Raw genomic sequence first — 20,067 nt, forward strand, 5'->3', positions numbered from 1 at the left:
GTGGCCCATTTCCTTCGTATGAACCACCCAATGAGGACCGTATGAGCACCCCCACGGCCACGGCCCCGGACCCTTCCCTCCAGGGGCCCTCCGGAGGAATCGACCGCTACTTCAAGATCTCCGAGCGCGGGTCCACCGTCGCCCGCGAGGTCCGCGGCGGCTTCGCCACCTTCTTCGCGATGGCGTACATCATCGTGCTCAACCCGATCATCCTGGGCAGCGCGAAGGACATGTACGGTCACCAGCTCGACAACGGTCAGCTCGTGACGGCCACCGCGCTGACGGCCGCCTTCACCACCCTCCTCATGGGTGTCATCGGCAACGTCCCGATCGCGCTCGCCGCCGGCCTCGGCGTCAACACGGTCGTCGCCCTCCAGCTCGCCCCCCGCATGAGCTGGCCGGACGCCATGGGCATGGTGGTCCTGGCCGGCTTCGTGGTGATGCTGCTGGTCGCCACCGGCCTGCGCGAGCGGGTCATGAACGCCGTGCCGCTGGGCCTGCGCAAGGGCATCGCCATCGGCATCGGCCTGTTCATCATGCTGATCGGCCTGGTCGACTCGGGCTTCGTCTCCCGCATCCCGGACGCCGCCCACACCACCGTCCCGCTCCAGCTCGGCGGCACCGGCCACCTGGACGGCTGGCCGGTCCTGATCTTCGTGATCGGCGTGCTCCTCACCCTGGCCCTGCTGATCCGCAAGACGCCGGGCGCGATCCTGATCTCCATCGTGGCCATGACCCTCGTCGCGGTCGTCGTCCAGCTGATCGCCAAGGTGCCCGACACGGGCTGGGGCCTCACCGTGCCCGAGTGGCCGGGCAACCCGGTGGCCGCGCCCGACTTCGGGCTGGTGGGCCAGGTCAGCCTGTTCGGCGGCTTCGGGAAGGTCGGGGTGCTGACCGGCATCCTCTTCGTCTTCACCGTGCTGCTGTCCTGCTTCTTCGACGCCATGGGCACGATCCTGGGCGTCGGCGACGAGGCGAAGCTGATCGACAAGGAGACCGGCGAGTTCCCCGGCATCAACAAGGTCCTGCTGATCGACGGCCTGGCCGTCGCCTCGGGCGGCGCCACCTCCTCCTCGGCCACCACCTGCTTCGTGGAGTCGACGGCCGGGGTCGGCGAGGGAGCCCGTACGGGCCTGGCGAACGTCGTGACCGGTGCCCTCTTCGCCGTGGCGCTGTTCCTCACCCCGCTCGCCACGATGGTCCCGTCCCAGGCCGCCACCCCCGCCCTGGTGGCGGTCGGCTTCCTGATCCTGGCGGGCTCGATCAAGGACATCGACTGGAGCGACTTCACCATCGCCGTTCCGGCGTTCCTGGCCATGGTGATGATGCCCTTCACCTACTCGATCACCAACGGCATCGGCATCGGCTTCATCACCTTCTGCGCCCTGCGCGCGGCGACCGGCCGGGGCCGCGAGGTCCCGGTGGCCATGTACGTGGTGGCGGCGGTGTTCGTCTTCTACTACGCGATGCCGGCCCTCGGCCTCACGTAGGCCCCGCCCGGGCTCACGTCAGCCCGTAGAACTTCTCTGTCTCGTCGACGGCGGCCTTGAAGCGCTCGTCGAAGTCATCGCGGATGAGCGTCCGGACCACATAGTCCTGGACGCTCATTCCGCGTTTGGCGGCGTGAGTCCGGAGCCTGTCGAGGAGCTCCCCGTCTATGCGCATGCTCAGCACATGTGTCCCCATGTCGAAAGAGTCGGGGCAGAGGGTGCGGACGCGTGTCACTTTCGGCCGCCGACTCACCCGTACGAGTGACCCCGCGCACGACCGCCAAAAGTGGTGTTCCTTAGAGAGAGTAATGAGTTACTCTAAATACATGCCTGACCTTTCCCATGGCGACGATGCTGCCGCCGTGAACGACCTCCGCTCCGCCGTCATGCGGCTGGGGCGGCGCCTGAAGCACCAGCGCGTCGACGAGTCGCTGAGCCCCACCGAGATGTCGGTGCTCGGCACCCTCGCCCGCTGTGGCCAGGCCACACCCGGCGAACTGGCGCGGCGGGAGCACGTCCAGCCGCCGTCGATGACGCGCATCGTCGCGTTGCTGGAAGCCAAGGGACTGGTCACGCTGGAACCGCACCCCGACGACCGCCGCCAAAAGGTGGTCCGCCAGACGGAGGAGGCCGAAGCGATGCTCGAAGAGAGCCGCCGCAAGCGCAACGCCTTCCTGGCCGGGCTCGCGGCCGAGCTGACCGAGGACGAATGGGCCAAGCTGCGCGAGGCCGCACCCGTCCTGGAGAAGCTCGCGCACCTGTAGGAACGACGCCAGGAGGCGAACGCTTTTGAGTACGGGAACCGGAGCAGACTCCGCACCCGGCCACACATCCACCCCTACTAAGGCCCCTGCGGGCCCCGCGGGCAGGAACTCGATGTTCAGCTCGCTGAGGATCCGGAACTACCGGCTCTTCGCCACCGGACAGGTCGTCTCGAACACGGGCACCTGGATGCAGCGCATCGCCCAGGACTGGCTGGTCCTCTCCCTGACCGGCTCCGCCTCCGCCGTCGGCATCACCATCGCCCTGCAGTTCCTGCCGATGCTGATGTTCGGCCTCTACGGAGGCGTCCTCGCCGACCGGCTGCCCAAGCGGCCCCTGCTCCTCGCCACCCAGAGCGCGATGGGCCTGACCGGCATCGCACTCGCCGCCCTCACCCTGGCGGGACACGTCCAGGTCTGGCACGTCTACCTCGCCGCCTTCCTGCTCGGCCTCGTCACCGTCGTCGACAACCCGGCGCGGCAGACGTTCGTACCCGAGATGGTCGGCAAGGACCAGGTCGCCAACGCCGTCAGCCTGAACTCCGCCAACTTCCAGTCCGCGCGGCTCGTCGGCCCGGCGATCGCCGGTGTGCTGATCACCGCCGTCGGCTCCGGCTGGGCCTTCCTGCTGAACGGCCTGTCGTTCGCCGCGCCCATCGCCGGCCTGCTGATGATGCGGACGAAGGAACTGCACCCGGTCGAACCCCGGCCCCGCGCCAAGGGACAGCTGCGCGAAGGCCTGCACTACGTCGCCGGCCGGCCCGAGCTGATCTGGCCGATCGTGCTCGTGGGCTTCATCGGCACCTTTGGGTTCAACTTCCCAATCTGGCTGTCGGCGTTCGTCAGCGACGTCTTCCACGGGGACGCGGGCACCTACGGACTCTTCAACACCCTGATCGCGGCCGGCTCCCTGGCGGGCGCCCTCCTCGCGGCCCGGCGCGGCCACTCCCGCCTGCGGCTGCTGGTGGTCGCGGCCGTGCTGTTCTCGGTGCTGCTGCTCGTCACGGCCTTCGCGCCCGGCTTCCGGCTGTTCGCGGCGCTGCTCGTGCCGATCGGCGTCTTCGGCCTGACGGTCAACGTCACGGCGAACTCCAGCGTGCAGATGGCCACCGACCCCGAGATGCGGGGGCGGGTCATGGCCCTGTTCATGATGGTCTTCACCGGCGGCACCCCGCTGGGCGCCCCGCTGCTGGGCTGGATCACGGACACCTACGGTGCGCGGATCGGCATGGCCGCGGGCGGTGTGATCTCGCTGGCCGCCTCTGTCGCCATCGCCGTGGTCCTGGCGCGCGTCGGCAACCTCCGCGTGCGGCTCAGCCGCCGGGGCGTGACCTTCGTCCCTGCGGCCACCACCTCGCGCCGCCGCGAACTGGTGACGGTCGTCTGACCCTCCCGAGCTCAAAGACCGGGGCTCCGCTCCGAACCCTGCCCCAAACTCCGTCCGGGGGGACCCCCCTCCTCAAACGCCGGAGGGGCTGAACAGGCCGAGGCCGGCCATATCCAGCCTCGCCGGCGTTTGAGGCGCAGGGTTCGGGGGCGGAGCCCCCGCAGCGGCGGTGCGCGCGGCTACGCTCGCGGCATGAGACTGTTCGCAGCCGTGCTGCCGCCGGCCGCGGCCGTCGCCGAGCTGGCCCGGGCCGTGGACGCGGTCCGCGACGACCGGCTGACGTGGACCGCGCGAGCGGGCTGGCACTTCACGCTCGCCTTCATGGGCGAGGTACGCGACGACGTCCTGCCCGAGCTGCACGCCCGCCTCGACCGCGCGGCCCACCGCACCGCCCCCTTCCCGCTGCGCCTGCACGGCTGCGGGCACTTCGGGGACCGCGCGCTGTGGGTCGGCGCGGCCGGGGAGCTGGCCGCCCTGCGGATGCTCGCGGAGCGGGCCGACGCCGCGGCCCGGCGGGCCGGGGTGCCGATGGAGCAGCACCGCCGGTACACCCCGCACCTCACCCTGGCCCGCAGCCACGGCCATGGCCACGGCGGCCACGGCCACGGCGCCGTCACGCCCCTGCGCCCGTACCTGGACGCCCTCGCGGACTTCGAGGGCACGCCCTGGCAGGTCGACACGCTCAGCCTCGTCCGCAGCAACCTCCCCGTCAGCGGGGTTCCGGGCGAGCAGCCCCGCTACGAGACGGTCGGGTCCTGGCCGCTGCGCGGTTGAGCCGTACCGCGTACGGGATCATCCGCGGCCCGCGTTAGGCTCGACGGGTGGATCCCAAGACCAGAAACCGTGTGATGGCCGGTGTGCTCGTGCTGATGTTCGTCGTCGTGGCCGTGGCGGCTGCCGTCGGGCAGTAGCTACCAGGCGAAGGCCTCCGGCGACGCCCCGGGCCCGGGGAAGATCTCGTCCAGGGCCGCCAGGACCTCGTCCGAGAGCTCCAGCTCCACCGCCCGCAGCGCCGAGTCGAGCTGCTCCTGCGTGCGCGGCCCGACGATCGGCCCGGTGACCCCCGGACGCGTCAGCAGCCAGGCCAGGCCGACCTCGCCCGGCTCCAGGCCGTGCTTGTCCAGCAGGTCCTCGTACGCCTGCACCTGCGCACGTACGGAGCTGTTGGCGAGCGCGTCGGCGGACCGGCCGGAGGCGCGGCGGCCGCCCGTCGCCTCCTTCTTGATGACCCCGCCCAGCAGGCCGCCGTGGAGCGGGGACCAGGGGATGACCCCGAGCCCGTACGCCTCGGCGGCCGGGATGACCTCCATCTCCGCACGCCGCTCGGCGAGGTTGTAGAGGCACTGCTCGCTGACCAGCCCGAGCCGGCCGACGCGCGCCGCGGTCTCGTTGGCCTGGGCGATCTTCCAGCCGGGGAAGTTCGAGGAGCCCGCGTAGAGGATCTTGCCCTGCTGGATCAGGACCTCGACGGCCTGCCAGATCTCCTCGAAGGGGGTCAGCCGGTCCACGTGGTGGAACTGGTAGAGGTCGATGTAGTCCGTCTGGAGCCGCTTGAGGCTGGCGTCGACGGCCCGCCGGATGTTCAGCGCCGACAGGCGGTCGTAGTTGGGCCAGGTCTCGCCCTCGGGCGCCATGCTGGCGTAGACCTTGGTGGCGAGCACCGTCTTCTCGCGGCGCCGGCCGCCCTGGGCGAACCAGGTGCCGAGGATCTCCTCGGTGCGGCCCTTGTTCTCGCCCCAGCCGTAGACGTTGGCGGTGTCGAAGAAGTTGATCCCCGCGTCGAGGGCGGAGTCCATGATCGAGTGGCTTTCGGGCTCACCGGTCTGGGGGCCGAAGTTCATGGTGCCGAGTACAAGTCGGCTGACCTTGAGGCCGGTACGTCCGAGCTGTGTGTACTTCATGGGGCACTAGCCAACTGCTTGGAGTGCGCTCGAAGCAAGACCCTCTCGTGAAAGGGGTGTTACAGCACGTCGTTCTGCACCCGGTCGGGCCTGTACGGGCCGCCGATCCCCCACGCCTGGTGCAGGACGGCCGCGAACTCCCCCGCCAGCCGGTGCTCGCCGGAGGCGTTGGGGTGGGTGCCGTCGTAGGTGTCGTGGTGGATGTCGTACGCGTCCGGGCGCGCGGCCAGCAGGACCGGCGAGGCGGAGGTCGTCAGGTCGGCCACCGCCTTCGCGAGGAGCTCGTTGAAACGGGCGACCTCGGCCGCGAACGGCGCGTCCTCCTCGGCCCGGCTGTTCGGGATGACGGGCAGCAGCACCATGCGGATGCCGGGGCGGGTGGCGCGGGCCTCCGCCATGAACCGGCGGACGTTGGCGGCGGTCTGCTCGGCGTCGGTGTAGAAGCCGAGGTCGATCAGGCCGAGGGAGACGAGCAGGACGTCGGCCCGGGCGGCGCCGGCGGCGGGGCCTATGAGCGGGGCCATGTGCTGCCAGCCCTCGCCCCAGCCGGCCAGGTGGCGGCGGGCGTGCGCGGGGAAGTCCGGGTCGGCGTACGCGTCGGAGCCCTCGTACAGCTCGGTGCGCGGGCCGACGATCCGGTAGGGGCCGCCGAAGGTCGAGTCGAGGTGCTGCCACATGCGGTAGCGCCAGGTGAAATCGCCGGCGCGTCCGATGGTCATGGAGTCGCCGACGAACATGAAACGCATCCGGTCATCATCGCGGATCGCGCGACAGAAACCTCTGTGACGCCGGACACGGGGTACGTACTGGCAGGCTGGGGGCATGCGCATGCCCCTGCCGTCCGCCGCCGGCACCGCCGTTGCCGCCGCCGTCGCCTCCGTGGCCCTCGCCGCCGCCCTCGCCGTGCCGCCCGGCGCGGCCTTCGCGGCGGGGGCCCCCGGATCCTCCTCGTTCACCATCTCCGATCCGCGGATCAAGGAGTCCAGCGGGCTCGCCGCCAGCCGGATCCACCCGGGCGTGTACTGGACGCACAACGACAGCGACGACGGCCCGTACGTCTACGCGGTGGACTCCGCCACGGGCAGGACGGTGGCCCGCGTGACCCTGACCGGGATCGGCAGGCCGCGCGACGTCGAGGCGATCTCGCTGGGGCCGGACGGGCAGCTCTACGTCGGCGACATCGGCGACAACCGCAACGGCACCTGGGACCACGTGTGGATCTACCGCTTCCCGGAGCCGAAGCAACTGGGCGACGTCACGGTCAAGGCCGCGCAGTTCACGGTGCGGTACGCCGACGGGCCGCGCAACGCGGAGGCGCTGATGGTGCATCCGGTGACGGGGCGGGTGTACATCGCGAGCAAGGACGAGAACAAGGGCGGGCTGTACGAGGGTCCCGCGGAGCTCTCGGCCGACGGGTCGAACGTGTTCCGGCGGGTCGCCGACGTGCCGTGGGTGACGGACGGGGCGTTCTCCCCCGACGGGAACCGGCTGACCCTGCGGGGTTACTTCTGGGCGCGCACGTACCCGTGGAAGGACGGCAGGCCGGAGGGCGAGGGCGAGCGGGTGGACGCGCCGTGGCAGGGGCAGGCCGAGTCGGTGACGTACACGCCGGACGGCTCGACGCTGATGTTCGGCGCGGAGGGGGAGGGCAGCCGCGTGATCGCCGTCCCGGCGGGCGCGGCCCCGACCGCGGGCGCCTCGGCCGCGCCGCCGGCCCCCGGCGCGCCGGGGCCGTCGGCCGCGGAGCCGACGGGGAGCTTCGGCAAGGGAGCCGTGGTCCTGGCGGTCGGCCTGGCGGCCGTCTTCGCCACCAAACGCCTCCTGGCCCGCCGCCGCCGCAATTGAAGCCCGCCGCTTGGCTGCCGCCCGGCAATTCCGGCCCCGCCGACGTTCGAGGCGCGGGGTGCGGGGGCTGGTCCCCGCCCCCGCCGCTGCTGGGGCTCCGCCCCGGACCCTCCCCCAGACTCCGTCCGGGGGGACCCCCCCTCCTCAAACGCCGGAGGGGCTGGATATGCCGCTCCGCGGCCAACCAGCCCTCCGGGCGAAGGCACAGGCCGGCGCCGGCCAAATCCAGCCCCGCCGGCGTTTGAGGCGCGGGGGTTCGGGGGCTGGCCCCCGACCGCGGCGCCGCACCGACCACGCGCTTCGACGCCCCGCCGCTGCTGGGGCTCCGCCCCAGACCCTGCTCCTCAAACGCCGGAGGGGCTGGAATTGCCGCTGCGCGGCCAACCAGCCCCTCCGGGCGGAAGGCACAGGCCGGCACCGGCCAAAATCCAGCCCCGCCGGCGTTTGAGGCGCGGGGGTGCGGGGGCGGAGCCCCCGGAAACGGCGCCGCACCCGACCGTGCGCGGAGCTACTCCTCCCGGATGGGGACGCGGCCGTTGACCGTGGGACCGGCGGAGCCACCGGCAGGGGGCTGGCCCATCGAGGCCAGCAGCTGGCGGGCCACGCCCAGGCCCGTGCCGCCCATCGTCAGGGCCTTGGCGAACATCTCCGACATGCCCTCGGCCCCGTTCAGCAGCACCATGTGCTCCACGTTCCCGAAGGCGCCCGCGCCGGCCTCCACGATCGCCGGCCAGTTCTCGGCCAGCTGCTGCGCGACCACCGCCTCCTGGTTCTCCGCCAGCGCGGCGGCCCGCGCCTTGATCGCTTCCGCTTCGGCCAGACCGCGCGCCTTCGCCGACTCCGCCTCCGCGAGGCCCCGCGCCTGCGTCGCCGCCGCCTCGGCCTCACCCGTCGCCCGCGTCGCCTTCGCCGACGCCAGACCGCGCGCCTCCGTGGCCGTCGCGTCCGCGGTCGCCGCCGTCGTCACCCGCGTGGCCTCCGCGGCCGCCGCGAGCTCCGTCTCCTTCGCCTTCGCCTGCGCCGCGGAGATCCGCGCGTCGCGCTCGGCCTCCGCCCGGGTCCGCGTCTCGTACGCCGCCGCGTCCGCGGGCTTGCGTACGTCCGCCTGCAGCTGCTGCTCGCGCCGGTGCGCCTCGAGTTCCGCGACGCGGGTCTCCTGGACGACGACCTCCTGCCGTGCGGCCGCCTCGGACAGCGGGCCCGCCTGACGGGCCGTCGCCGCCGCCTTGTCGCGTTCGGCCTGGTAGCCGGCCTGCAGGATCTCGCTGTCGCGCGTCGCCTCGGCCATCCGGGCGAAGGCCGCCTGTTCGGCCTCCGTGGCCAAACGGTTCGCCTCGGCCTGGGCGATCCGCGCGTCCCGCTGCACGGCGGCCGCGTGCGGCATCGCCAGGTTCTTGATGTAGCCGGTGGGGTCCTCGATCTCGTGGATCTGCAGCGAGTCGACGATCAGGCCGAGCTTCTCCATCTCGGTGCCGCAGGCCATCCGGGTCTGGCCCGTCAGCTTCTCGCGGTCGCGGATCATGTCCTCGACCGTCAACCCGCCCACGATGGACCGCAGATGGCCCGCGAAGACGATGTGCACCCGCTCGGGCATCATCTTCTGCTGGTCCAGGAAGCGGCGGGCCGCGTTGGCGATCGACACCAGGTCGTCGCCGACCTTGAAGATGACCACGCCCTTGACGCGGAGCGGGATGCCCTGGTGGGTGACGCAGTCCACCGACAGCTGCGTCTCGTTGAGGTCCAGGGACAGTTTGCGCACCGCCTGCACCCCCGGCAGGACGAGCGTTCCGCGCCCGGTGACGATCCGGAACCCCATGCCCTGACCGACGCCCTCGGTCTTGTGCGTGGAACCGGAGATGACGAGTGCCTCGTTGGGCTCGGCCACCCGCCACATGAGCTTGAACAGGCCTATCGCGGCCACGATTGCGGCGAGAACGATTCCCGCCACGACGCCGATAGCCATCGGCAACGCCCCCTTTGTCGCAGTGCCGTTCGGCACCGGTGAGGGCGAGTCTGCGCCTGCCGCGACCCGGCGTGAAGACGGGAACGCGTTCTTGTCGCCATCTTGATACGCACAGGTCGCACGCCGATGGGCGGTGTCTCAGTTGTCGTAGGCCGCCATCACGTACACCGTGCGCGGCGGCTGGTACTCGACCACCGTCACCACCGTGCCGACGGCCAGCCGGCCGGTGCCGTGGACCGGGTGCGCGAGGAAGTGCTCCGCCCCGCCCCGGATCCGTACGATCACCTCGCCCACGAGACCCGGCCCGACCGTCCCGGTCACCCGGCCGGTCATTCCCACCATGTCCGTGTACGCGCCCGTGTCCCCCATGGGGCGAGGGTACGCCGCCGGGCCGCGCGGCGACCCGGCCGCGGCGGTGCGCCCTTACGAGTGGCCGAGGTCCTCGGCAGGCAGGTCGGAGACCGGGACCGAGCCGGTGTCCTCGGACACGACCGGCCGCAGGGTGAACTCGTCGGAGGCCATCGAGTCGAGCACCGGCGGAGCGGGCCGCGGCGGCGTCGGCATGACCGCGGCCTCCGAGTGGCCGCCGCAGCCGTAGGACAGCGACACCAGGCGGCCGTCGGCCGGGCTGAACTCGTTCGCGCAGACACCGAAGGCCTGGCCGAGCGAGCCGCCGATCGCGACGAGGAAGCCGCAGGAGACACAGGACGCGGGCGCGGCCTGCGCCATCGGGGTCTTCGCGCCGAAGTTCTCGTCCCAGCGGTCGGCCGCGCTGTGCAGCCCGTACCGCGACAGCACGCGCGCCCGGCGCATGCCCAGTTCCTCGGCGACGGACGTGATGGAGCCCCGTACGGGGACCACCGCGCGGTCGGTGACGTCGGCGTCCTCGGCCTCGACCAGTTCGGCCATTTCGGCGGAGACCACCGAGTTCGGCGGCGGGGCGTCCTCTCCGGACCAGCCCGGCTCCAGGCGCAGGTCCTCGGCGTCGGTGGGCAGCAGGTCGCCGGGGCCCATGTCGCCGGGACGCAGCCGCTCGCTCCACGGCACCCACTCGGGGGCCAGCAGGGCGTCCTCGCCGGGCAGCAGCACCGTTTCGTCGAGCGTGACGTTCTTCGCGCGGGAGGCACGGGTCACGGTGACGGCCCAGCGCCAGCCCCGGTAGCCCGGTTCCTTGGACTCGAAGAAGTGGGTGACGACGCGGTCGCCCTCCGCGACGGCGGAGACGTGCGCGCCCACCACTCCGGGGAAGGCGGCCTCTTCGGCCGCCGCGCGGGCGAGTTCTACCGCCTCGACGCACAGGCGGTCGGGGGTACGCGGGGTACGGCTTCGCGTCGTCGCAGCACTCACTGGTCTCGTTCTCTCCTACGCCGTCTCACGTGTGCGCCGTCCGTACTGTCGTCCACAACGACCCGTCGGTGCTGTCCGTACGTGGCGCGGGCGGAGCGGACCAGAGGGCCGCGTCGACGTCCGCACCCGATCGGACTCCGGGCGCACCTCACTGCGACCCATTCTGCGGGATCACGAAGAGGCGCGCGGCCAGGAGCAACCGCCGGTGGCGCGCTACGCACGCTACCTCCTCTTAAGCCTCGGGCACACATGCAAGGTCCGATTCGCGGACAAGCCACCGGCTCCGCGACGCGCCGGGAGGCGCCCACGGGGGCCCGGTGGGGCACTATGTCGAGTGTGGCACCCGCACGGTCGTCCGACGACGGCTCGGGACCGGCCAAGCGGGCCGGCCGGGCTGTCGGGCGTGCCCTGCACCTTCCGTTCACGGGTACGGCGCGCGGGATCCGGCGCGCCACGCACGCGCACGGGGCGGGGGAATCGGGCCTCGGCAAGCTGATCGAGCTGCACGCCATCAACGGCGCCGGCGACATGATGATCACGGTGGCACTCGCCTCGACGGTGTTCTTCTCCGTGCCCACGGACGAGGCGCGCGGCCGGGTGGCCCTGTACCTGGCGATCACGATGGCCCCCTTCACCCTGCTGGCCCCGGTGATCGGGCCGCTGCTGGACCGGCTGCCGCACGGCCGCCGGGCGTCGATGGCGGCCGCGATGCTGGCCCGGGCGCTGTTGGCGCTGATCATGTCGGGCGCCGTGGAGACCGGGGGCATCCAGCTGTATCCGGCGGCCCTGGGCGTACTGGTCGCGTCCAAGTCGTACGGGGTCGTGCGCAGCGCGGTGGTGCCGAGACTGCTGCCGCCGAAATTCTCACTCGTCAAGGCGAACTCGCGGGTCACCCTGGCCGGGCTGCTGGCCACGGGCGTGGCGGCGCCGGTGGGCGCCGGACTGAACGCGATCGGGCCGCAGTGGCCGCTGTACGGGGCCTGCGCCATCTTCGTGTGGGGGGCCTTCGCGGCGTTCACGCTGCCGCACCGGGTGGACGAGGCGAAGGGCGAGCGCCGGGCGCGGCTGTCCACGCACGAGGCGCACTCGAAGCGGCCGGGGCTGCGGACGGTCAGCCGCTCGGTGCTGTGCGGGCTGCTGGCGAACGCCTCGATGCGCGCGCTGTCCGGGTTCCTGATCTTCTTCCTGGCGTTCCTGCTGCGCGAGCATCCGCTGGCGGGGCAGAGCGCGGCGGTGTCGCTGGGCATCGTGGGCGTCTCGGCGGGCGTCGGCAACGCCTGCGGGACGGCGGTCGGCGCGTGGCTGCGGGCCCGGGCGCCCGAGGCCATCATCGCGTCGGTGCTGTGCCTGACGCTCGGGGTCGCGGTGCTCGCGGCGATCTTCTTCAGCGGGCTGTTCATGGCCGTGCTGGGGGCGACGGCGGGCTTCTGCCAGGCGCTGGCGAAGCTCTCGCTGGACGCGATGATCCAGCGGGACGTCCCGGAGGCGGTGCGCACGTCGGCGTTCGCCCGTTCGGAGACGGCGCTCCAGGTGGCGTGGGTGCTGGGCGGCGCGATCGGCATCGCCCTGCCGCTGAACGGCGTACTCGGCATGTCCGTCGCCGCGGCCATCGTCGCCCTCGGCACGACGATGGCGCTGCGCGGTGTCGCCGCGGCGCCCCGCCACCCCAGCGCCTCCCGACCCCGGGTCGCCTGATCCAGCCTTGCCTGGGGGGCGCCCGCCGCCCACCCGGAGCAGCCGGCCGCTGCCGCGCAGCCGGTGGACCGCGACGCCGGCCCCCTCCCCCGGACGGAGTCGGGGGGAGTTCGAGGCGAGAGGTCCGGGGCGGAGTCCCGGCAGCGGCGCCGCTGCCCCCGAGCCCCCGCGCCTCAAACGCCGGCGGGGCTGGATTTTCCAGCCCGCCCGGCGTTTGAGGGCACGGGCGCGGAGCGCGCGTACGGGGTCCGGGGCGCAGCCCCGGCGTGAGAGCCGCAGCCGAGTCCCGCGCCGCGCCGCAGGCCAGCGGTACCCCATGCAGCGGCGCAGCCCAGGGGCCCGATAGCCTTCGGCTCATGACCGCACCGCTTTTCTCGGGTAGGGCCCGCCGCAGCGTCGCGGCCCTCGGAGCCGTGTCCGCCGGCCTCCTCCTCCTCTCCGCCTGCGGGGAGGAAAAGCCGACACCGCTGGCGACCGTGACGGTCGGCACCTCGTCGGTGTCCACCGAAGCCTCCTGCCAGGGCGGCAAGGAGCCGCTGTCCATGGAGAAGGTCCAGGAGTGCCTGACCAACCTCAAGGACCCCAAGACCATCGAGTACGCCCGCGGCGACACCCTGCGCCTCGGGGTCGAGCCGGAGGTCGTCGAGGACGGCAAGCGCTGGTCGGCGGTGCTCGACGGCCAGCCGATCACCGAGCCCTCCTCGAACACGTACCGCAGCTTCCCGGGCGCCGACGTCTTCGCGACCGGCGGCCAGGGCGAGGCGCCCGCCTCGAAGAAGCTGGCGTTCCTGCAGATCGGCGAGGACGGCAAGCCGCTCGCCGTCTGGTCCTTCAACCTCAAGCTCAAGTAACCGGACGGCACCGGTGCGCGCGCTCGTCGTGACCGCGGTGGTGGCGGAGGCCGACTCCGTCATCACCGGTCTGACCCCTCATCCGGACGCTCCCGGTCCTGAGCCGCGCACGCTTTCCGGCGGGTACCTCATCACCCGCCGGGACCTTCCGGGCATCGCCTTCGACGTGCTCGTCGGGGGCGTCGGGCCGGCGGCCGCCGCCGCCGGCACCGCCACCGCCCTGGCACTCGGCGAGTACGAGCTCGTCGTCAGCGCCGGCATCGGCGGCGGGTTCGATCCCGCCGCCCCGCCCGGCTCCCTGGTGGTCGCGGACGCGATCGTCGCCGCGGACCTGGGTGCCGAGACCCCCGACGGTTTCGTGGACGTGAGCGCGCTGGGCTTCGGGCGCAGCGTGCACCTGCCGCCCACCGAGCTCGCCGCGCGCGCCGCCGAGACGACCGGGGCGCTGCTGGCGCCCGTGCTGACCGTCTCCACCGTCACCGGGACCGCCGCGCGGGCCGCGGAGCTCGCCGCCCGGCACCCGATGGCCGGGGCCGAGGCCATGGAGGGCTTCGGGGTCGCGGAGGCGGCGGCCGGGCACGGGCTGCCCGTACTGGAGATCCGCGCCGTGTCCAACGCCGTGGGGCCGCGCGACCGTGCCGCCTGGCGGATCGGGGACGCGCTCGCCGCGCTGACCGCCGGCTTCCGCGTGCTGGGGCCCGTACTCGCGAACTGGGGAGAACGTCATGAGCACGATCACCGGTGAACCGCTGAGGATCGCCTATTCGCCCTGCCCGAACGACACGTTCGTCTTCGACGCCTGGGCGCACGGCCGGGTCCCGGGAGCGCCCGCCCTCGACGTCACCTTCGCGGACATCGACCTCACCAACGGCATGGCCGAGCGCGGCGAGCTGGACGTGCTGAAGGTGTCGTACGCGGTGCTGCCCTGGGTGCTGGAGGAGTACGCGCTGCTGCCGTGCGGCGGTGCGCTCGGACGCGGCTGCGGCCCGCTGGTCCTGACCCGGGAGCCCGGCCTGGACCTGGCGGGGAAGACGGTCGCGGTGCCGAGCGAACGCTCCACCGCCTACCTGCTGTTCCGGCTGTGGGCGGCGGACGTGCTGCCCGAGGGCGTCGGCGAGGTCGTCGTCCTGCCGTTCCACGAGATCATGCCGGCCGTGCGCGACGGCCGGGTGGACGCCGGGCTGGTCATCCACGAGGCCCGGTTCACCTATCAGGACTACGGGCTGCACCGCCTGGCCGACATGGGCGAGCACTGGGAGTCCACGACCGGTCTGCCGATCCCGCTCGGCGCGATCATCGCGAAACGCACGCTGGGTGCGCGGCGGCTGCGCGAGCTGGCCGAGTCGGCCCGTACGTCGGTCCGGATGGCGTGGGACGACCCGGAGGCCTCCCGCCCGTACGTGCGCGCGCACGCGCAGGAGCTGGACCCGGCCGTCGCCGACCAGCACATCGGGCTGTACGTCAACGAGTTCACCGCCGACCTCGGCGATTCCGGCTATGCGGCGGTGCGCGGCCTGCTGACCCGAGCGGCCGCGGAGGGACTCGTACCGGCCATCGCGCCCGACGCCCTGGCCTTCCCGTAGCGGCGTCCGCCTGCCGTACGACTGCGCCCCGCCGCTCTTTCGAGTGGCGGGGCGCAGGTGTGCGTACGGGGGTCAGACGTCGAGCTGGTCGGCCACCGCGCGCAGCAGACCGGCGATCTTCGTGCCGTGCACCTTGTCGGGGTAGCGGCCGCGCTCCAGCATCGGGGTGATGTTCTCCAGCAGGGTCGTGAGGTCCTGCACGATCGAGGCGAGCTCGTCGGGCTTGCGGCGCTGCGCCGCCGCGACGGACGGCGCCGGGTCCAGTACCGTCACCGAAAGTGCCTGGTCACCGCGCTGTCCCGCGACGACACCGAATTCGACGCGCTGGCCGGGCTTGAGGGCGTCGACCCCGGCAGGGAGCACCGACGAGTGGACGAAGACGTCGCCGCCGTCGTCGCGGGAGAGAAAGCCGAAGCCCTTCTCACTGTTGAACCACTTGACCTTGCCGGTAGGCACGTCCGTCCTCTGTCCTTGTGCTCGTCGGGGTCCGGGGGGCCGTGAACGGCTCCGGACAACAGCGCAGCGGGCCATGTGTGACCCGCCACCTCAAGGCTAATGGTCGGGGACCGGGTGACAAGACGTTCCCCGGTCCTTCGCCGTCGGCTGCCTTCGGCCAGGGAACTACCCTGGTGGGGTGACTGTTACTCCTCATTCCGACGAAGCGCGGCCCGGCGACGGGCTGGTCAAGGCCGGTGGCATCGTGTTCATCGCCGGGGCCGTGGCCACGCTCGCGACGATGGCCCCGCTGTTCCTCGACGTCGATCCGTTCCCCCCGTACGCGTGGGCGGTGTGCATGCTCATGGGCGTCGGCTTCGCCATCTCCGCGGCGGGCGTGCTCCGCTCGGCCGCCGCGCAGCGCAAGGCGGCCCGGGCCTCGCAGGCGTAACGGCGCTCAGACGGGCTGCGCTGCGACGTACCGGGCGAGCCAGTCCGGGAGCGCGGTGAGGTCGGGCAGCACCACGTCCGCGCCCGCCGCGCGCAGTTCGGGCTCCGGGCACGGGCCGGTCGGCACCGCCACGGACAGCGCGCCGGCCGTGCGGGCCCCGCGCACGTCGCCCACGTGGTCACCGACGTAGACCTGCGCGCCGTACTCGCGCAGCGCGCCGGCCTTGGCCTCCGCCCAGAGCCAGCCGATGACCGCGTCCGGCTCGATGCCGAGGTGCGCCAGGTGCAGCCGGGCGTTGGGCTCGTGCTTGGCCGTGACGACGATCGCGCGGCCGCCGAGCGCCTGCACGGCCTCGATCGCCTCGCGGGCGCCGGGCATCGCCGGGGTCGGCTCGATGGCGTAGGTGGGGTAGATCTCGCGGTAGCGGTCCGCCATCGCCGGGATCTCGGCCTCCGGGAACCAGTACGCGAGCTCCTCGTCCAGCGGCGGGCCCAACCGCGTGACCGCCTCGTCGGCGTCGATGAACGTCCCCGTCTCGGCCGACAGGGCCCGGTAGGCGGCCCGGATGCCCGGACGGGAGTCGATGAGGGTCATGTCGAGGTCGAAGCCGACGGTGAGGTTCATGGCGGCCATTGTGCCGAGGCGGGGTGACAGGAGGCCGACACCGGGCCTACGACGGGCGAACGGCGCGGGGTCCGGGGCGCAGCCCCGGTCCTCTCAGCGCCGGCGGGCCCGCCACACCAGGTAGACCACGGAGGCGGCGGCGGCGCCCCGCGGCAACCACGGCCACATGCCCTGCACGGCCCCGCTCAGCTGCTCGTCGGCCAGCGTCTCGCCCCACTTGCCGTTCATCCGGCCCCACAGCCACACCCCCGCCCCCGCGAGGACCACGCCGGGCGGGCCGAAGACGGCCCACTTCCGCTCGGCCGGCCGCAGCACGCGCGAGGCGTACGGCAGGAGCCAGCCGATGATCAGCAGCAGCCAGTACCCGGTGGCCACGCCGACGACGAGGACGGCGGCAGCCAGCAGCAGGAAGGCGTTCGGCCGCGGCCGGGCCACGGCCGCGGCCGCCGCCTCCGCCTCGCCGCCCGCGGCTGCGGCGGCGGCCTCCTTCCGGGCCCGCCGCCGCTCGCGCAGGAACCGTACGAGGCCGCGCACGGCCGAAGGCGGGGGCCCGGGCGGGTCCTGCGCCGCCTTCCCGGCGCCGTTCCCCGTGGCCTTCCCCGCCTCGTCCCGCTCCTCCTCGACGAACGCGTCCGGGAACTCGATGCCGCCCGCGAAGCCGTCGACCTGCGGGCCCGATCCGTACGCGCCGGGCGACATCCGCCACCACTGCGGCTCGGCCCCGCCGGACGGGCCCAGCTCGTCGAGCCCGGCCAGGTGCGGCGGCACGTTCACGGGCTCCGCCGCCGGCTTCGGCGCGGGGGCCGGCGTACCCGGGCGGCGCAGGCGGCCGGGGGCCCGCTGGACCGGTACCGACGCGCCCGGATCGGACGGCGCGCCGGACCCGGGGGCGGGGGCGGCGGGGCCCGGCCGGGAGCCGTGGGTGTCCAGGACCTCCTCCGGCGTGCCGATGCGCTCCAGGATGCGGCGCACGGCCGCCGGGGTCTCCGGTTCGTACTTGGCGCGCCGACGGTCGATCTCGTCGCGCAGGCCCGCCACCAGGCGCATCCGGTCGCCGGAGGAAAGCTGCCGCTGCTGGGCCAAGTCCCCGACGCGGCTCAGATATTCGTAGACCAGATGGTCGCTTTCGATCCCCATGCCCCGGCTCCTCCCGTACCGCCCATCCGAAAGGTAGCGCGTGCGCCCGTGGAGCCGCCGCGGGCACAGCGGATACCGTTGGCCGGATGGGGACCGGCCGACCGTCCGGCCGACGCGACCAGGAGGCGACTGTGCCCGAGGCAAGCACTGCCGGGGGATCCGGCGGAAGCGGAGCCCCGCGCTCCCTCGCCGAGGCGCTGCGCGCCCGCGACGACGCGGCGCTCTCCACGCTGCTGCACGCCCGCCCGGACCTGCTCAGTCCGGTGCCCGGCGACGTGACGCAGCTGGCCACCCGCGCCGGGACCCGGGCCTCGGTGGTGCGGGCGCTGGAGCGCCTGGACCGCTTCGCGCTGCAGACGGCCGAGGCGCTCGCCGTGGCCCCGGACCCTTGCCCGTACCCGGTGTTGGAGTCCCTGCTGACCGGCGAGGAGGGCACCACCGGCGAGGACAACGGCGCCCGCGCCGCGCTCCCCCGCGCCCTGGGCGCCCTGCGCGACCAGGCCCTGGTGTGGGGCGACGACGACCGGCTGCGCCTGGTGCGCACCGCCCGCGAGCTGCTCGCACCCTCCGCGCAGCGGCCCTCCCCGACCGGCCTCGGGCCCACGGTCGCCGAGGCCACCGCCGGCATGTCGCCGACCCGGATCCAGGAGATCGTGGCGGCGGCCGGGCTGCCCGCGACGCACGACCCGGTGTCCGCGGTCGCGGCGCTGACCGGGCTGTTCACCGACCCGGAGCGGATGTCCGCGCTGCTGGACGAGGCTCCGGCGGAGGCGCACCAGGTGCTGGGGCGGCTCGTGTGGGGGCCGCCGTACGGTGAGGTGACCCCCAGTCCGACCGCGCCGGTGCGCTGGCTGCGCGACCGCGGGCTGCTGCTGCCCGCGACGGCGCGGACCGTCGTACTGCCCCGCGAGGTGGCGCTCCACCTGCGCGGCGGCCTCGCACACCGGGACACCGCGCCGGTGCCCCCGCCGGTGGTCGCGCACCGCGAGCACCGTCCACAGCTTGTGGACGCGAACGCCGCCGGGCAGGCGCTGGCCGCGCTGTCCACCGTCGAGGAGCTGGTGAAGTCCTGGGAGCACGCCGCTCCGCTGGTGCTGCGGGCGGGCGGGCTCGCGGTACGGGACCTGAAGCGGGCCGCGGCCACCCTGGACACGAGCGAGCCGTCGGCGGCCTTCTGGATCGAACTCGCCTACGCGGCCGGACTGCTGGCCAGCGACGGGGAGGCGGACGAGCGGTACGCGCCCACGCCCGCCTTCGACGACTGGTGCGAACTGCCGCCCGCCGAACGCTGGTCGGCGCTGGTGACGGCCTGGCTGCCGGCCACCCGCACGGCCGGCCTGGTCGGCGAGCAGGACGCCAAGGGGCGCACGCTGTCCGCGCTCGGACCCGAGCTCGACCGCTCCGCCGCGCCCGAGGTGCGCCGGCGCGTTTTGGAACTCCTCGCCGCCCTGCCCGAGGGCGGGTCCCCCGACGCGCAGGCCGTGCTGGACCGGCTCGCGTGGGAGCGTCCCGTACGCGGTACGAGCGATCTGCGCACCCGCCTCGCGCGCTGGACGCTGACCGAGGCGGAGGTCCTCGGCGTGACCGGCCGGGGCGCCCTGTCCGGGCCCGGCCGGGCCCTGCTCGCGCACGAGGACCCGGCGCCGCTGCTGGCCCCCCTCCTCCCCGAGCCGGTGGACCACGTGCTGCTCCAGGCCGACCTGACGGCGGTGGCCCCCGGCCCGCTGCGCCGGCCGCTCGGGGACACCCTGGCGGTGCTGGCGGACGTGGAGTCCAAGGGCGGGGCGACGGTGTACCGCTTCACGCCCAGCTCGGTGCGCCGGGCCCTGGACGCCGGCCATGCCGCCGCCGACCTGCACGCCTTCCTCAAGGAACACAGCCGCACCCCGGTCCCGCAGCCCCTCGCCTACCTCATCGACGACGTGGCCCGCCGCCACGGCCACCTGCGCGTCGGCGCGGCCTCCTCCTACGTGCGCTGCGACGACGACGCGATGCTGGGCGAGATCCTGGCCGACAAGCGCTCGGCCGGGCTGGGGCTGCGCCGCCTGGCCCCCACGGTCCTGGCCGCGCAGGCCGAACCGACCACCCTGCTGGAGGGATTGCGGGCGATGGGGTACGCGCCGGCCGCGGAGTCCCTGACCGGCGACGTACTGGTGGCGCGGGCCGACGCGCACCGCGCACCGGCCCGCTCGGCGCCCGTACCGGTCCCGGACGGCCCGCCGGTGCCGGACGCGACGCTGCTGGCGGCGGCGGTACGGGCGATCCGCGCGGGCGACCTGGCGGCGACGGCGGTCCGCAAGGACCCCGCGCCGTCCACCGGCACGCCGGGCGAACTCCCGCGCACGAGCGCGGCGGAAACCCTGGCGACCGTCCAGGCGGCGGCCCTGACCGGCTCGGCGGTGTGGATCGGCTACGTAAACGCGGACGGCGCCGCCAGCCAGCGCGTCATCGCCCCGGTCCGCGTGGAGGGCGGCTTCGTCACCGGCTACGACCACACGGCCGACGAGGTCCGCACCTACGCCCTCCACCGCATCACGGGCGTGGCGGAACTGGCGGAGGACCAGGTCTAGTGCGGTGACCGGGCCGTCGAGGGCGCG

20 protein-coding genes are annotated in these 20,067 nt (G+C 73.6%); 11 read left to right on the forward strand and 9 right to left on the reverse strand.

Annotated features, from left to right (window positions below):
• Window positions 1-41: 41 nt before the first annotated feature.
• Complete coding sequence (locus ACZ6JT_RS25120) at window positions 42-1,490, forward strand: NCS2 family permease (RefSeq protein WP_469213035.1); 1,449 nt, start codon at window positions 42-44, stop codon at window positions 1,488-1,490.
• A gap of 13 nt (window positions 1,491-1,503) precedes the next feature.
• Here the strand turns inward: ACZ6JT_RS25120 and ACZ6JT_RS25125 are convergent, their stop codons facing one another.
• Window positions 1,504-1,686 (reverse strand): hypothetical protein, encoded by a 183-nt coding sequence (locus ACZ6JT_RS25125; protein WP_030156886.1) that lies wholly within the window; start codon window positions 1,684-1,686, stop codon window positions 1,504-1,506.
• Window positions 1,687-1,816: 130 nt separating this feature from the next.
• Between ACZ6JT_RS25125 and ACZ6JT_RS25130 the strand changes: the two genes are divergently transcribed.
• From ACZ6JT_RS25130 to thpR, 3 genes are all read left to right on the forward strand, one after another.
• On the forward strand, window positions 1,817-2,254 hold the full coding sequence (locus tag ACZ6JT_RS25130; protein ID WP_319728456.1) for a MarR family winged helix-turn-helix transcriptional regulator: 438 nt from the start codon (window positions 1,817-1,819) through the stop codon (window positions 2,252-2,254).
• A 25-nt stretch (window positions 2,255-2,279) separates the two neighbouring features.
• Window positions 2,280-3,638, forward strand: a complete 1,359-nt coding sequence (locus ACZ6JT_RS25135) for an MFS transporter (protein ID WP_469213038.1) — start codon at window positions 2,280-2,282, stop codon at window positions 3,636-3,638.
• Between the two features lie 192 nt (window positions 3,639-3,830).
• A complete protein-coding gene (gene thpR / locus ACZ6JT_RS25140) occupies window positions 3,831-4,412 on the forward strand; it encodes an RNA 2',3'-cyclic phosphodiesterase (RefSeq protein WP_469213039.1) in 582 nt (193 codons plus the stop codon).
• A 137-nt stretch (window positions 4,413-4,549) separates the two neighbouring features.
• Here thpR and ACZ6JT_RS25145 read toward each other — a convergent pair whose 3' ends face one another.
• A complete protein-coding gene (locus ACZ6JT_RS25145; protein WP_469213041.1) occupies window positions 4,550-5,539 on the reverse strand; it encodes an aldo/keto reductase in 990 nt (329 codons plus the stop codon).
• Window positions 5,540-5,598: 59 nt separating this feature from the next.
• On the reverse strand, window positions 5,599-6,285 hold the full coding sequence (locus ACZ6JT_RS25150) for a GDSL-type esterase/lipase family protein (protein WP_469213043.1): 687 nt from the start codon (window positions 6,283-6,285) through the stop codon (window positions 5,599-5,601).
• A 76-nt stretch (window positions 6,286-6,361) separates the two neighbouring features.
• Between ACZ6JT_RS25150 and ACZ6JT_RS25155 the strand changes: the two genes are divergently transcribed.
• Window positions 6,362-7,384 (forward strand): WD40 repeat domain-containing protein, encoded by a 1,023-nt coding sequence (locus tag ACZ6JT_RS25155; RefSeq protein ID WP_469213045.1) that lies wholly within the window; start codon window positions 6,362-6,364, stop codon window positions 7,382-7,384.
• A 508-nt stretch (window positions 7,385-7,892) separates the two neighbouring features.
• On the opposite strand, the gene ACZ6JT_RS25160 is transcribed toward ACZ6JT_RS25155, so the two are convergent.
• The 3 genes from ACZ6JT_RS25160 to ACZ6JT_RS25170 form a co-directional block, all read right to left on the reverse strand.
• The gene (locus tag ACZ6JT_RS25160; RefSeq protein ID WP_469213046.1) at window positions 7,893-9,347 is read right to left on the reverse strand and encodes a flotillin family protein; all 1,455 of its coding nucleotides are present in this window, start codon (window positions 9,345-9,347) and stop codon (window positions 7,893-7,895) included.
• Window positions 9,348-9,485: 138 nt separating this feature from the next.
• Window positions 9,486-9,689, reverse strand: a complete 204-nt coding sequence (locus ACZ6JT_RS25165; RefSeq protein ID WP_037805440.1) for a hypothetical protein — start codon at window positions 9,687-9,689, stop codon at window positions 9,486-9,488.
• Between the two features lie 81 nt (window positions 9,690-9,770).
• Window positions 9,771-10,694: a DUF3027 domain-containing protein gene (locus tag ACZ6JT_RS25170; protein WP_469213047.1), complete on the reverse strand. Its 924-nt coding sequence runs from the start codon at window positions 10,692-10,694 to the stop codon at window positions 9,771-9,773.
• A 327-nt stretch (window positions 10,695-11,021) separates the two neighbouring features.
• On the opposite strand from ACZ6JT_RS25170, the gene ACZ6JT_RS25175 reads away from it, so the two are divergent.
• The 4 genes from ACZ6JT_RS25175 to ACZ6JT_RS25190 all read left to right on the forward strand — a co-directional run bounded on the left by ACZ6JT_RS25175 (window position 11,022) and on the right by ACZ6JT_RS25190 (window position 14,823).
• Complete coding sequence (locus tag ACZ6JT_RS25175; RefSeq protein WP_469213048.1) at window positions 11,022-12,389, forward strand: MFS transporter; 1,368 nt, start codon at window positions 11,022-11,024, stop codon at window positions 12,387-12,389.
• A 356-nt stretch (window positions 12,390-12,745) separates the two neighbouring features.
• A complete protein-coding gene (locus ACZ6JT_RS25180) occupies window positions 12,746-13,240 on the forward strand; it encodes a DUF2771 domain-containing protein (RefSeq protein ID WP_376617296.1) in 495 nt (164 codons plus the stop codon).
• Between the two features lie 13 nt (window positions 13,241-13,253).
• Window positions 13,254-13,985 (forward strand): futalosine hydrolase, encoded by a 732-nt coding sequence (locus ACZ6JT_RS25185; protein ID WP_469213049.1) that lies wholly within the window; start codon window positions 13,254-13,256, stop codon window positions 13,983-13,985.
• The gene (locus ACZ6JT_RS25190) at window positions 13,966-14,823 is read left to right on the forward strand and encodes a 1,4-dihydroxy-6-naphthoate synthase (protein ID WP_469213051.1); all 858 of its coding nucleotides are present in this window, start codon (window positions 13,966-13,968) and stop codon (window positions 14,821-14,823) included. The genes ACZ6JT_RS25185 and ACZ6JT_RS25190 overlap by 20 nt, the downstream gene beginning before the upstream one ends.
• A 72-nt stretch (window positions 14,824-14,895) precedes the next feature.
• Here ACZ6JT_RS25190 and ACZ6JT_RS25195 read toward each other — a convergent pair whose 3' ends face one another.
• Entirely contained in the window at window positions 14,896-15,279 is a 384-nt protein-coding gene (locus ACZ6JT_RS25195) for a cold-shock protein (protein WP_030012939.1), read from the reverse strand.
• Window positions 15,280-15,457: 178 nt separating this feature from the next.
• Between ACZ6JT_RS25195 and ACZ6JT_RS25200 the strand changes: the two genes are divergently transcribed.
• The gene (locus tag ACZ6JT_RS25200) at window positions 15,458-15,709 is read left to right on the forward strand and encodes a hypothetical protein (protein WP_385816887.1); all 252 of its coding nucleotides are present in this window, start codon (window positions 15,458-15,460) and stop codon (window positions 15,707-15,709) included.
• Window positions 15,710-15,715: 6 nt separating this feature from the next.
• Here ACZ6JT_RS25200 and ACZ6JT_RS25205 read toward each other — a convergent pair whose 3' ends face one another.
• Both ACZ6JT_RS25205 and ACZ6JT_RS25210 read right to left on the reverse strand, forming a co-directional pair.
• Window positions 15,716-16,342 (reverse strand): HAD family hydrolase, encoded by a 627-nt coding sequence (locus ACZ6JT_RS25205; protein WP_469213054.1) that lies wholly within the window; start codon window positions 16,340-16,342, stop codon window positions 15,716-15,718.
• Between the two features lie 84 nt (window positions 16,343-16,426).
• Complete coding sequence (locus tag ACZ6JT_RS25210) at window positions 16,427-17,470, reverse strand: hypothetical protein (RefSeq protein WP_469213056.1); 1,044 nt, start codon at window positions 17,468-17,470, stop codon at window positions 16,427-16,429.
• Window positions 17,471-17,556: 86 nt separating this feature from the next.
• Here ACZ6JT_RS25210 and ACZ6JT_RS25215 point away from each other — a divergent pair, with 86 nt between their 5' ends.
• The gene (locus tag ACZ6JT_RS25215) at window positions 17,557-20,040 is read left to right on the forward strand and encodes a helicase-associated domain-containing protein (protein ID WP_469213057.1); all 2,484 of its coding nucleotides are present in this window, start codon (window positions 17,557-17,559) and stop codon (window positions 20,038-20,040) included.
• Window positions 20,041-20,067: the final 27 nt, after the last annotated feature.

It is taken from the genome of Streptomyces sp. NPDC046308, from assembly GCF_055588065.1.